Source organism: Vibrio kyushuensis (assembly GCF_050337325.1).
Lineage (GTDB): Bacteria > Pseudomonadota > Gammaproteobacteria > Enterobacterales > Vibrionaceae > Vibrio > Vibrio kyushuensis.
In genome coordinates this window covers 95,539-108,552 of record NZ_JAKJSV010000004.1, presented here as the reverse complement: position 1 = coordinate 108,552, position 13,014 = coordinate 95,539, and the positions used below count along the sequence as shown (strand labels likewise).

The 13,014-nt window shown below is 42.6% G+C and carries 11 protein-coding genes; 3 read left to right on the top strand and 8 right to left on the bottom strand.

Annotated elements, in window-relative coordinates; all coding sequences use genetic code 11:
- Nucleotides 1-128 precede the first annotated feature (128 nt).
- Complete coding sequence (locus L4D20_RS09675; RefSeq protein ID WP_428801372.1) at nucleotides 129-1,052, top strand: YeiH family protein; 924 nt, start codon at nucleotides 129-131, stop codon at nucleotides 1,050-1,052.
- A gap of 35 nt (nucleotides 1,053-1,087) precedes the next feature.
- Here the strand turns inward: L4D20_RS09675 and L4D20_RS09670 are convergent, their stop codons facing one another.
- Nucleotides 1,088-1,261: a hypothetical protein gene (locus L4D20_RS09670; RefSeq protein ID WP_428801371.1), complete on the bottom strand. Its 174-nt coding sequence runs from the start codon at nucleotides 1,259-1,261 to the stop codon at nucleotides 1,088-1,090.
- A gap of 128 nt (nucleotides 1,262-1,389) precedes the next feature.
- Nucleotides 1,390-2,268: a LysR substrate-binding domain-containing protein gene (locus tag L4D20_RS09665; RefSeq protein ID WP_428801370.1), complete on the bottom strand. Its 879-nt coding sequence runs from the start codon at nucleotides 2,266-2,268 to the stop codon at nucleotides 1,390-1,392.
- A 178-nt stretch (nucleotides 2,269-2,446) separates the two neighbouring features.
- On the opposite strand from L4D20_RS09665, the gene nagE reads away from it, so the two are divergent.
- On the top strand, nucleotides 2,447-3,916 hold the full coding sequence (gene nagE, locus L4D20_RS09660) for an N-acetylglucosamine-specific PTS transporter subunit IIBC (RefSeq protein ID WP_428801369.1): 1,470 nt from the start codon (nucleotides 2,447-2,449) through the stop codon (nucleotides 3,914-3,916).
- Between the two features lie 111 nt (nucleotides 3,917-4,027).
- Here the strand turns inward: nagE and menE are convergent, their stop codons facing one another.
- The 6 genes from menE to L4D20_RS09630 all read right to left on the bottom strand — a co-directional run bounded on the left by menE (nucleotide 4,028) and on the right by L4D20_RS09630 (nucleotide 11,430).
- Nucleotides 4,028-5,440 carry an o-succinylbenzoate--CoA ligase gene (menE, locus tag L4D20_RS09655; protein ID WP_428801368.1) on the bottom strand — a complete coding sequence of 471 codons (1,413 nt, stop codon included), beginning with the start codon at nucleotides 5,438-5,440 and terminating at the stop codon, nucleotides 4,028-4,030.
- Nucleotides 5,440-6,426 carry an o-succinylbenzoate synthase gene (gene menC, locus L4D20_RS09650; protein ID WP_428801367.1) on the bottom strand — a complete coding sequence of 329 codons (987 nt, stop codon included), beginning with the start codon at nucleotides 6,424-6,426 and terminating at the stop codon, nucleotides 5,440-5,442. The genes menE and menC overlap by 1 nt, the downstream gene beginning before the upstream one ends.
- Nucleotides 6,427-6,686: 260 nt before the next feature.
- A complete protein-coding gene (gene menB / locus L4D20_RS09645; protein WP_428801366.1) occupies nucleotides 6,687-7,553 on the bottom strand; it encodes a 1,4-dihydroxy-2-naphthoyl-CoA synthase in 867 nt (288 codons plus the stop codon).
- Nucleotides 7,554-7,611: 58 nt separating this feature from the next.
- A complete protein-coding gene (gene menH / locus L4D20_RS09640; protein WP_428801365.1) occupies nucleotides 7,612-8,394 on the bottom strand; it encodes a 2-succinyl-6-hydroxy-2,4-cyclohexadiene-1-carboxylate synthase in 783 nt (260 codons plus the stop codon).
- Complete coding sequence (gene menD, locus L4D20_RS09635; RefSeq protein ID WP_428801364.1) at nucleotides 8,384-10,123, bottom strand: 2-succinyl-5-enolpyruvyl-6-hydroxy-3-cyclohexene-1-carboxylic-acid synthase; 1,740 nt, start codon at nucleotides 10,121-10,123, stop codon at nucleotides 8,384-8,386. Before menD ends, menH begins: the two co-directional genes overlap by 11 nt.
- Nucleotides 10,123-11,430 carry an isochorismate synthase gene (locus L4D20_RS09630; RefSeq protein WP_428801363.1) on the bottom strand — a complete coding sequence of 436 codons (1,308 nt, stop codon included), beginning with the start codon at nucleotides 11,428-11,430 and terminating at the stop codon, nucleotides 10,123-10,125. The genes menD and L4D20_RS09630 overlap by 1 nt, the downstream gene beginning before the upstream one ends.
- A gap of 217 nt (nucleotides 11,431-11,647) precedes the next feature.
- Between L4D20_RS09630 and L4D20_RS09625 the strand changes: the two genes are divergently transcribed.
- Nucleotides 11,648-12,862: a pyridoxal phosphate-dependent aminotransferase gene (locus tag L4D20_RS09625; RefSeq protein WP_428801362.1), complete on the top strand. Its 1,215-nt coding sequence runs from the start codon at nucleotides 11,648-11,650 to the stop codon at nucleotides 12,860-12,862.
- Nucleotides 12,863-13,014: the final 152 nt, after the last annotated feature.

Below are 13,014 nucleotides of genomic sequence, written 5' to 3'. Positions count from 1 at the left end.
GCGTGTGATTCTAAAATTATATGCAGAAGCAAGCGTTCAATTAAAGTGAACGCTTGTTCAAAACATTAAGACTGACTGATCTTCTTTTTCCTATACACTAAACGCTCTTATCGCCAATGAACAACACTATGACCCAATTAAAACATCAACTTCCTTTTTGGCTTGCTGGCATATTCTGTTTGACGCCCTACGTTTCATCACCAACTGCGCTAGTTATTGGGTTCCTTCTAGCAAGCTTTGGGCTGATACCTAAAAACATTGCCATAGGGAAAATGACGAAAAAGCTCTTAGCAATTTCGATTGTGGGTTTAGGATTTGGTATTCAGTTAGAAGAAGCGATAGCCGTTACTTCGAATGGCATTGGCATCATTATTACGACTATAGCCGGGACGTTAATCATTGGGTGGTTTTTTGCCAAAGCGATTGGGCTCGATAAAGTAACGGGGTATCTAATTTCAGCAGGTACAGCAATCTGTGGAGGAAGTGCCATCGCTGCTGTATCACCTGCTATTAAAGCCGACGATGATAAGACAGGGTTAGCCCTAGCCGTTATTTTCGTTCTCAATTCTATCGCGTTGTTTATTTTCCCTGTCATAGGGCACGCTCTTGGGCTTGACCAACATACTTTCGGAACTTGGGCAGCAATTGCTATTCATGACACATCTTCCGTTGTTGGAGCTGCTTCTGCTTACGGTGAGGAAGCTTTAACGACAGCGACTACATTGAAACTGGCTAGAGCACTGTGGATTGTACCTGTCGCTCTTATTAGCTCATTTATATTCAGTAGTGAATCAAAAAAAGTAACGATTCCCCTTTTCATCGTTTTCTATTGTGTGGCAATCGTTGTCAGCGATCTTCTGCCTCAATTTGAGTTCATTTACCAAGGAGTATTTGCAGTAGCGAAACAAACTCTGGTTGTGTGTTTGTTTTTGATTGGGTGTGGGATTTCACTTGATAAGCTAAAAGCAGCGGGATCAAAGCCGTTATTATTTGGGGTTACTTTGTGGGTGTTAATTTCGACAACATCTTTAGCATGGCTAACGCTATTCTAATATCGTGTAAGACTCTCTTTAAAGGCTGAAGGTGGTTACAACTCTTCAGCCTCGACTCTAACGCCTACCTTTCTTTTGTGCTTAACACTAACCACAAAGCTAATTAGGCTTAGGAAAGCAAACAATTCAGCAAGCGCTTTTACTAAACCTTCACTATTGAGTGCCAGCGCGATCATTAAGATTGTACTCGCTAAAAATATTGCTTTCATTTTACGCCTATATGCATAATTCGTTAATTCATACCTTCTATTATGAGTTAACGCTATATAGAGTGAAATTCTGTTTTGGACTATTTAATGCCAAAATTAACTAAATCGAACCATACGCCACACTTAATTTAGTCTAGCTGCCCTTCAATCCAGTTGATAAATGTCCTTACTTTTGGCCTCTTTTCAGTGCCTAACGGACAAATCAATTCATAGCCATGCTCAGTATCCATTGCTGAATAAGGCGTAACTAGCTCTCCAGAATCAAGGTATCCTTTGACAAAATGAAGACGCCCCATCGCTACACCGATGTTGTTTAAGGCACATTTAACGCCCATCTCTCGGTGGCTAACACAATAAAAGTGTTTGAAAGGGTAAAGTTCAATATTAAAATGTTTAATCCAGCGTTGCCAAGCATCAGAACCCAGTGCGTGAATGAAGTTGATTCGATTAAGAGAGTCTAATCCATCTTCAAATATCCGATGGGTTTTTGCATACTCTGGTGTACAAACCGGGACATACTTTTCGCCAAAAAGTCTATTTCTATACATATCCTTCAGATCGTCATCACCGTAGTAGATTGCTATATCTAATTGATTTTTATGAAAGTCCTGCTCTTCCTGGGAAAATAAATTGAGATTAAAGTTAGGGTATCGCTGTTTAAAGTCAGCTAGGCGTGGGATCAGCCATTCACTTGCAAAAGTTGGGCTAGTACCAATGTTTATTTGTCCATAAAGATCAGCATTATTGATATCTTCAATCTCTCCGAAAATAGTACTTAGCGACTTAGACAGTGTTTTCTGAAATCGCTCGCCCTCCTCTGTTAACTCAAGTTGTCGAGTGCCTCTAACAAAAAGACTGAAGCCAAGCTCACTCTCTAACACTTTGATTCTATGGCTTATTGCGCCTTGTGTTAAATGCAGCTTTTTAGCTGCAAGAGTGAAGCTCATCTTCTCAGCTGCAATATTAAACGTATGTAAGTTTCTCAATAGTAATTGATGGTTAGCCACAACAAGTCACCCATTAAAAATTTTAATCCATACTACGATCCATTTCGTTTGTTTGCATTAAAAAATAAGTTTCTAATGACGCTAGAACAGAAAAGTGTAAGCGGTATCAATTGATGACTACTTTTGATTCGTTTGAACGCATTAAAAAAATCAATCTATAGAAAACTTAGGGGCATACATGAATATTCTTGGTTATATGCAAAAAGTAGGTAAGGCGCTGATGGTACCAGTTGCTACGCTACCTGCTGCAGCTATTCTAATGGGGGTTGGCTATTGGCTCGATCCTGTTGGGTGGGGTTCTGAAAGTATCCTAGCCGCATTCTTTATTAAATCTGGCGCGGCAATCATTGACAATATGTCTGTGCTATTTGCCGTTGGTGTTGCATTTGGTCTAAGCCGTGACAAAAACGGTTCTGCAGCACTTTCCGGTTTCGTCATGTTCTTAGTCGTGACAACGCTACTCGCACCAGGTGCTGTCGCACAGTTAACCGGTGTAGATGCGGATGCTGTTCCAGCAGCATTTGGTAAGATCAACAACCAGTTTATCGGTATTCTTGTCGGTATTCTTTCTGCTGAAATCTACAACCGTTACTCGACTGTTGAACTTCCACAAGCACTCGCATTCTTTAGTGGTAAGCGTTTAGTTCCAATCCTAACGTCTGCTGCTGGTATGGCACTTTCATTTGCGCTGCTTTACGTTTGGCCTGCGATCTACGACACACTAGTTCTTCTTGGCATCAAACTAGAAAGTATGGGCGCAATTGGTGCTGGTCTATTTGGTTTCTTCAACCGTCTATTCCTATCTGTTGGTATGCACCACGCTCTTTACCCTGTATTTTGGTTTGACGTTGTTGGTATTAACGATATCCCTAACTTCCTTGGCGGCGCAGAGTCTATTGCTGCCGGTACAGGTATCCCTGGTAAAACGGGTATGTACCAAGCGGGCTTTTTCCCTATCATGATGTTTGGTCTTCCAGGTGCAGCGCTTGCTATGTATCACTGTGCTGACGCTAAAAACAAGAACCAAGTATTCGCAATTATGGTTGCAGCGGCTACAGCTTCATTCTTCACCGGTATCACTGAACCTCTAGAATTCAGCTTTATGTTCCTAGCGCCACTACTGTACCTTTTCCACGCAATCCTAACAGGTATCTCACTATACATAGCAGCAAGCATGGAATGGATGGCAGGCTTTGGCTTCTCTGCAGGTTTTGTAGACCTCGTACTTTCAAGCCAAAACCCACTAGCAACTAACTGGTACATGCTAATTGCACAAGGTCTCGTATTCTTCTGTATTTACTACGCGGTATTCCGCTTCGCTATCATTAAATTCAACCTACCTACGCCAGGGCGTGGTGAAGAGATGGAAGCAGAAGGTGAAGCAGGTACGACTGAAGAAGGCCTAGCGGCTCTAACGGAAAGCTACATCGCAGCTCTTGGTGGTGCAGAGAACATCCTTGAAGTTGATAACTGTATTACGCGCCTTCGCTTAACCGTTAAAGATTCTTCTGTAGCAGACACTGACAAGCTGAAGCAACTTGGTGCGGCCGGTGTTGTGAAAGTAGGTAAAGGTGGATTACAAGTTATCATCGGCCTAGGTAAAGTTGATAAGGTTGCAGAGCAAATGAAAGTTGCTCTAGCTAACTAATACTCAAAACTAATAAGGCTTTTAAAAAAGTAACGTTTTTTAAAATTGTGGTGGCCTCACCTCCACCACGCCCCCCGAAGTGCAGGAACGATTAGTCACCGATTCTGCACTTCACTTTATTCGGCTTTCTAGCCATCTCTTTAATGCACTTCGCGACACTTTAATACCGGAATTCAGCATCTCCTCTGGCATAAGATAATATGAAACAGGCCATTTAAATCTTTCTAATCTATGCTGCAAATAATCCACAATATCGAGTTCATCTATAGGTCTAGAGCTTTCAATGATAGCGACAGGACGATGTCCAAATTCACTATCTTCAATTGGGATGATGATTGACTGATCAATATCGGGGTGTTGATTCAATTGCGCTTCAATTTCTTCACAGTGAATATTCTCACCACCAGATATAAACTGGTTATCAGCCCGACCTATGATACGTAATTCACCACCCTCCCATTGCCCCAAATCTTTACTGTCAAACCAACCTTCCAGATCAATTAATGTTGTGATTCTTCCTTGAAAGAAATAGCCTTTTGCTAAGGTTTCACCACCAATATAGATCCGGTTACCTTCAATTTTTAGGCGTCGATTTGGCAACAATTTTCCTGCTGTTGGATTATCATCAATCTGTTTGACGGTTACAGTAGAAGCCGCTTCTGTCATGCCATAACCTAGCCATGTATCGATACCGAAACTCGCACATTTTTTTGTCAATTCTTGTGGTATATGACTTCCACCGAGTAGAACTCTCGATAACGCCAAAGGCTGGTCGCTCGCGATCAATCGACTTAATTGCGTAGCAACAAGTGAAGCATGGGTCACATCTTGTATATCTTTGCACAGATCCCCTACACCTAACTTCAAACAACCACCAGCAGCTAACCAACGATAAATGATCGCCAATCCAGACACATGATACATCGGCAAACTCAACAGCCACGTATCAGGCACGCCATAGCTAAATTCTTCCAACAGCCCTTGAGCTGAAGCAAAGTGCTGAGCAAAGCTGTGAGCAACTGCTTTAGGTAAGCCAGTTGAACCCGAGGTGAAGATGACTGATGCAATATCATCGGCATTTATTTTACTAAGAGGCTCAGCTTCGGATCTGTTGGTTGACGTATCGAACGCCAGCAAGCTACAACTGGTTTCTAACTCCTGCTGTTCTTGCTCTGAAAAACCGAGCCAAACATCATCGGTTAACCATAGATATCGAGACTGCTGTTGTTTGTACAAACAATTAAGTTTTTGAGTTAACGCAGACCAAGGCTGTGGCATCGTTAAAGCAGTAATTGCACCTAACTCACAGCAAGCTAAATAGACAAACAATGATTCTGTTTGGTTCTTACCAACGATGGTGACCACATCGCCCTGCTTTACACCTTGCGATCGTAGTTGCGCAGAAAACTGATGAATTTCACCAGTCAATTGAGCCCAAGTGTAATTATATTCGGGGGTAATGAGTGCGCAAGAAAATGGGCTCCTTTGAGCCCATTTTTTAATAGATACCGTTGTCGTTGACACTATGACTGCCACATCAGTTGTTGGTCATCCAAACGGGAAATGGGTAGAGTAGAGTCAGGCCAAGGTGTTTCAAGCTGGCTCTTAAATAAATTTAACGTATCTAAGCCAGGAACTTCTTCTGGAAGTTGCCATTTAGAGAAGCGAGCAAGTTGATCTAAGCCAAGGCTAGATTCGATACTTGAGCTAATAACGGCTTGTATACTCAGTACTTTTGCTTTTTCGATTAATTCAATACAACGCTGAACCGAACCAATTAACGTTGGCTTAATAACAATCGCTTTAGCTCCGGTCAGATCTTCTAAAGCAAAGTCGTGTTTTTGCACGGCATGCTGAAGTGTTTCATCCCAAGCTATCGCTATTCCTGTATCCATAGCCAAAGAAAAACTATCTCCAGGTGCCATACAAGGTTCTTCTAGGTAGTTAATTCGCTGGCGAAGTGATGGCGCTATATATTTTGCAAATTTCTGAGCTTGATCCAAAGACCAAGAACGATTTGCGTCTAAGCGTAGAGATAGGTCCGGTATAGACTCTAGTAATAAGCTAACAATCATTCCATCACGAATAGGTTCGTATAAACCCACTTTTACTTTCGCAACTTTCTTTCCTTCCATCGCACTCAATACAGGAATCAATTCATCGGGGTCTCCGCTGCATAAAGGCGCAGCGCGGTAGTTACCTTCTTTCGGTAATTCACCCGACAGTTCAAGTTCTGCCATTGAAAGCCCAAATGCGACAGACGGATACAGCTCATCATAGTCAAAGCTATGGCCTGAAACCCACATTTCTAACTGTTGCTGAGCTTGAATGCCTGCTTCTTCTGTTGTTTCAACACTAAAGCCTAGAAGTGGGGCTATCTCACTGCGTCCTGTACGGCCATTTTCGGTAAGTTCCACCACGTAGCCAACACGCTCGGTCAGCTTATGGTTTCGTAGAATAACACCGCTATCCATAGGTAATTGATAACGATACAGTTTGGCTGATTTCATATAAGATTCCGCTTGTTTGATGCGCGATCATGAGTACTACATAGACCATCTAATCAGGTCATAAGTTCATCTCTAACTTACTTAATCTAAAGCTTCAGTTTAAATAGACCGCAGAATGCCGATATTTCTTTTCTCGATAAACAAAATGCACCTCAATACTTCGTGCATTTTGCCTATCGGCTATATATCACTTGAGCAATAGCTTACCTAAGCAATGTATAGGTTACTTAATCAATAGATAGTTTGGTCAGACCTTTTATTTAAGGATTACGCGGGTACTTATCGAAATCAGGTCGACGCTTTTCATTAAAGGCATTTCGCCCCTCTTGACCCTCTTCTGTCATGTAGAACATCATGGTCGCGTTGCCCGCTAGCTCTTGCAAGCCAGCTTGACCATCACAATCAGCATTGAGTGCCGCTTTCAAGCAACGAAGTGCCATTGGACTATGCTGCAGAGTTTCACGAGACCAACGAATCGCCTCTTTCTCGAGGTCTTCAACCGGAACAACTGTATTCACAAGGCCCATATCTAGCGCTTCTTGTGCATCATAGAAACGGCATAAGAACCAAATTTCGCGAGCTTTCTTTTGGCCAACAATCCTTGCCATGTAAGAAGCTCCCCAACCACCATCAAACGAACCAACTTTAGGTCCTGTTTGGCCAAACTGAGCATTTTCAGCGGCAATCGTTAAGTCGCACATCATGTGTAATACATGACCGCCACCAACAGCCCAACCCGCAACGGCTGCAATAACCGGTTTAGGACAGGTACGAATTTGACGCTGGAAATCCAAAACATTGAGATGGTGTGTACCGCTATCGTCTTGATAGCCACCATAGTTACCACGAACTTTTTGATCGCCCCCAGAGCAAAATGCTTTCTCACCTAAACCCGTTAAGATAATGACACCGACTTTTTCGTCATATCGAGCATTCGCTAATGCATCAATCATCTCTTTTACGGTCTGCGGGCGAAATGCGTTATGCACTTGAGGACGTGCAATCGTGATTTTTGCAATGCCATCTGCAGATTTATGATACTGAATATCTTCGTATTCGTTAGTACAATCTTGCCATTCGGCAGGTGCATAAAGTTCTTCTTCGGTAATGCCTACAGTTTTTGCCATCTTAATATCCATTTGTTCAATTAGTCGCTCGTTTTAGCGAGCATAATGTCTTGCATCGTTATAAATTCAACATCACATGTTCATTTATAATTTGCACAAAGGCGTACGGGCTCTCTTGATGAACGTTGTGCCCAACACCGATTACTTGATTAAATGACAGACCACTTTCACGAGCAATCTGACTAAATTTATTGTCTCTCTCACCACAAACATAATGCACTGGTGTCTTCTGCTCTTTGATCGCTTTTAACAAATGATCTTGCTTCGCTAATGATGTCGCGAGCAGCATATTTGCAACAGAGGAGCCAAGATTAGCACTACGCTTGAGTACTAATATTTGTCTTTGCTCATGATTTAGTGAAGAAAAAACACCTTGCTGATACCAATCGATTAACACCTGCTCAATTGGCTCATGAATGAATCGATTAGCCCAATGAGTATCACTCACTAGCCTTACTTGTTTATCGTTTTGATTCTGAAGACCAAAGTTACCACCTTCAATAATCAGACTCTGAAGGTTTAGTGATAAAAAGTGTTGATTAGCAACACCGTGCATCGTGACTCTTCCACCCATGGAGTAACCAATTAGAATCACAGGTTGATTAGGGGGAAGTAATGAGTCCAGTGTGTTGGAAATCATAGCGCAACAATCATCAAAGTCGTAGCACGTCATGCTCGTACTTTGACCATGGCCGGGAAGATCGAGGGTAATACACGCATATTGCTTAAGAAGATCAATACAGGGCTGCCAATCACTGCCACTACCAAGCAACCCATGAAGAAAAACCAGCGTTGGTTTTTCTATAGTGTGCGGTCGATTATACTGATGACTATGAAGCATGAATAAGTTTATAGAACTCTTTTAGCTGGGTGGAGGCCTGATTTGGCGGTGTTTGAACTTCAATAATTAAAGCGCCATGCCCTTCAGTGAGATGGTTTGTCATTGTTTCAAGACAAGTTGAGAGAGTATTTGGGCTATCGTAGGCCAAACCAAATTGCTTAGCTGCATACTCAAATTGGTAGCCATGAGGCATTTGATAAAGTGCCTGCTTTTGCGCTTCAGGTACAGGCAGTAGATCGAAAATTGCTCCACCATCATTGTTGGTAACCAAAACCACAACGGGTGTCTCTTGATGAGTGAATAACGCCAATGAATTGAAATCATAAAGCAGCGACGTATCACCGATAAATAGAATCATTGGTTGTTGTGTTGAGCGCTGTACACCGGCCGACGTGGCAACCAAACCATCAATACCGGACGCCCCTCTATTCGTAAATATGTCACGCTTTTCCAATGATGAAAACATATCGACAAGACGAACAAAAAGGCTATTCCCAAAGAAGAATGAAACCTCTTTAGGCAACGATTGTTGAAGCTGCGTTATTGAATAGGCCAAACTAATTTCAGTTAGATCATCACCGCTCTCTAACTGATTACGAGCTTCAGTCTTTACCACTGTCGATAGAGCTTTAAGCTCATCAGCCCAGCCACCATTCCCAGCCTCAACATTGGGGTGGGTTAAGCTTTTTAACTGCGTCTGCACCCAGTCCGAAATATTCGCTACACAATGAATTTGGTTCAAGTGTGATTGGTTATTTCGAACAGTACTTGGATCAATATAGAAATAGTCACAGCCTGTGGCTGATATGTGTTTCTCAAGCCAGTGGTTGAGTCGTTTAGAGATAACTCTTGAACCGAACTGCACAACGGCTTCACATTGAGCCAGAATCGATTGAGGCTCCATTGATTCGCTTTTCATTTGCAGCCACAAGTCATAATGAACCCAATCACTGCTCACACCAGATTGTGGGTCACACAACACCGGCCAGCCTAATGTCGAAGCAAGTTCCAACGCTTGGTTTGCCTCATCTAAGCTCACACTACCGATAATCACCATGCCCTTTTTAGTAAAAAGATCAGGGTGAACTAAATGCTCATTATGGCCAAAATATTGTTGTGTATAACGCTGTGTAGAGTTCTGCCACATTTGTATTGTCGATAGATAATCAAGAAATATGCTTTTATCGTGAACTGAATAAAGCGGTTCAGGGAATGGACAGTTAATATGAACCGCTGAACCAACTTGGTTTTGCTGGTGCATGACCTCATCAATACTCGATAGCAACCAATTTAAACTGACGCTATCCGATGGGCAGGGAAGATTAAGAGCGGCACTCGCATGCGATGAAAAGATACCTTGCTGGGCAATGGCTTGATTAGCACCACAACCCACTAATTGTTGTGGCCTATCAGCCGTCAATACAACTAACTTCTCGCCGGTTAATTTCGCTTCAGCTATAGCAGGAAGTAAATTAGCAACCGCGGTGCCAGAGGTGACGATAATAGCAATGGGCTTTTTGCTCGCTTTGGCTAAACCTAACGCCAAAAATCCTAAACCACGTTCGTCAAAATGGGTATGTATGTTTAGCTTAGAGTTCGCATCCGCTTCAAGAGTTAGCGGCGTTGACCGTGAACCGGGAGCGAGGCACACGTCAGTAACACCAAAACGTGTAAGCTCTTCTAATATGACCTCGCACCATATTCGATTCATTACTGCTTGATGAGCCATTATGATGCGACACCTAACGGAGTACTGTCTGAAATCAATGAGAGCAACGTAGACATTTTTTTATCTAACTCTTGCCACTCATGACTCGCGACCGAACCCGGTACAATACCTGCTCCAGCAAATAGCTGAACTTGATCATTCAGTACAAGTGCACTTCGTATAGCAACACAAAATTCCGCTTTTTGATGACTCACATAGCCAACCGAACCCGCATACCACCCACGGGCAAAAGGTTCATGTTGACGAATAAATTCGATTGATTCTTTACGAGGCAACCCCGCGACAGCAGCAGTAGGCTGGAGGGCACTTAACAACTGAACACCATTGGTACCTTTGTGTAAATGCGCTCGAATACTTCGTTTTAGGTGCTGAACCTTCCGCAGCCTAACCAAACGAGTATCTTGCTCAACATAGATATCTTCGGAATGCGGCGTTAACCGATCAACGATGTCATCCACAACATACTGGTTTTCATTCAGGTTCTTTGTATCTTGCGAGAGCCAATTGGCTAATTTCATATCTTGAGTTGCATTGACACCGCGGCCAATCGTACCCGCTAACGCTTCTGTATGAAGCTCCTGACCTAAACGAGAATATAAACGCTCTGGGGTTGAGCCCATGAAGCTGTGTTTCTGATCAAGTGACATCAAGAAGTGAAAACTGTGATGATTTTTTTGGTAGCTGGCTTTGAGTAATTGAGCAGCGCATACCGGCTTATCGAGCTGAAGTACGGTTTTTCTAGCCAGTACTACCTTTTTAAAATCACCAACGGCGATGCCATCGAGTACCTTATCGACTAAATATTGCCATTCACTGTTACTTGGTGTGTGGCTAACACTGTCGATATGAGAAGACAAAGGAAGCAGTGGGGTAACGTCGCCTTTCAATTTGTTTAATGTTGCCAAAGTACGGTGCTTGTCTGTTGTGATATTAGCGGCAAGAGACCAAGTATCATCAAATCGAATCAACTCAACCTGTGGTAAAAAGAAAAACGAAGGCATGCAGCGGCGGTTTTTTTCCGTATTACCATCAAACGATCGACCACCCCAGATGCGTTGGTCTTCACCTAATATGGCATAAGCAGGAGCGGGATCAGAAAAAGTATACAATTGGCCAAGTGCAACGACCTCTTCACGAGTATCTCTTGATTGCCAATAAAATTTTGGAAAAATTGGCTGCGCTTCTAACCAGTCTATAAAAGCAAAATTTGGGTTTTCCTCAAGAACTTGAACTAGACGTACTTCGCCCTCTTTGGCGCTCTTTACACGTTCAATAAGTTCAGAAACAGCTTGATGAAAATGAGACAAACCAACCTCTTATATCGATGACATTGCTATTATTAGATGGCTACTTTATTTATAGACTTCCTTCAAATCAAGGCTGTCTCCCATTTTTTACATATTCCTGTGATAACAAACGTACAAAGATTAATCATCAGCTAAATAAATGGCAGATTTTAATTCTATCAAACCCTAAATTGAGATACTTTAAATATAGAATCGAATCATTTTTAGGGATTGTACAATGGAAAATATCGGGATGTCGTCAAAACTCGATAATGTCTGCTACGACATTAGGGGTCCAGTACTCAAACATGCTAAACGCATGGAGGAAGAAGGGCATAAAATTCTTAAGCTGAATATTGGCAATCCCGCCCCATTTGGTTTTGACGCCCCAGACGAAATCCTTGTTGATGTAATTCGTAACCTTCCTACTTCTCAAGGCTACTGTGATTCAAAAGGGATCTACCCTGCTCGTAAAGCAGTCGTTCAGCATTATCAGAAAAAAGGCATCCACTCTCTTGATGTCGAAGATGTCTATATTGGCAATGGTGTCTCTGAGTTAATCGTTATGGCGATGCAAGCGTTGCTAAATAACGGCGACGAAATGCTAGTACCTTCACCAGACTATCCACTTTGGACGGCGTCTGTTGCGCTGTCAGGTGGTAAAGCCGTTCACTACATGTGTGATGAAGAGTCTGATTGGTATCCAGATCTTGATGATATTAAAAAGAAGATCGGGCCAAAGACTCGCGGTATCGTTCTAATTAACCCAAACAACCCAACTGGCGCAGTGTATAGCCGAGACTTCTTGCTTGAAGTGATCGAAATTGCCCGTAAACACAAACTGATCATTTTTGCCGATGAAATCTATGACAAGGTTTTGTACGACGGCGCGACTCACACCTCAATCGCGACACTGACAGAAGACGTATTGGTTGTGACGTTTAACGGTCTATCTAAAGCTTACCGAGTGTGTGGTTTCCGTGGTGGTTGGATGTTCTTAACCGGCCCTAAACATACCGCCGCAGGTTATATATCCGGTTTAGAAATGCTCGCCTCAATGCGTTTGTGTGCCAATGTGCCGATGCAACACGCAATTCAAACCGCGCTTGGTGGCTACCAAAGCATCAACGAGTTGATCTTACCTGGTGGTCGTTTGCTCGAGCAGCGTGATAGAGCATGGGAACTGATCAACCAAATTCCCGGCGTTTCTTGTGTGAAGCCCAAAGGAGCGATGTATCTATTCCCGAAAATTGACACCAAGAAATACAGCATCAAAGATGATCAAAAAATGGTGCTCGATTTCTTGATTCAAGAGAAAGTCTTACTCGTTCAAGGCAGTGGATTCAATTGGCCTAAGCCGGACCATTTCCGCATTGTGACTCTGCCACATATAGAAGACCTAGAAACCGCTATTGGACGCTTTGAGCGCTTCCTGACGACGTATCGCCAGTAGTTAGTTTACTGATAATACCTGAAGCCATGGAAAGGGCTTCTTAATGGATACTTTCTGATATATGAGTGATTACTCATAAAGTGAGAGAGTGTCCATTTTTGTTTAAGACAATTTAACTTATGCTTTTAGCTTATGCTTTAAGAAAGAGTGAT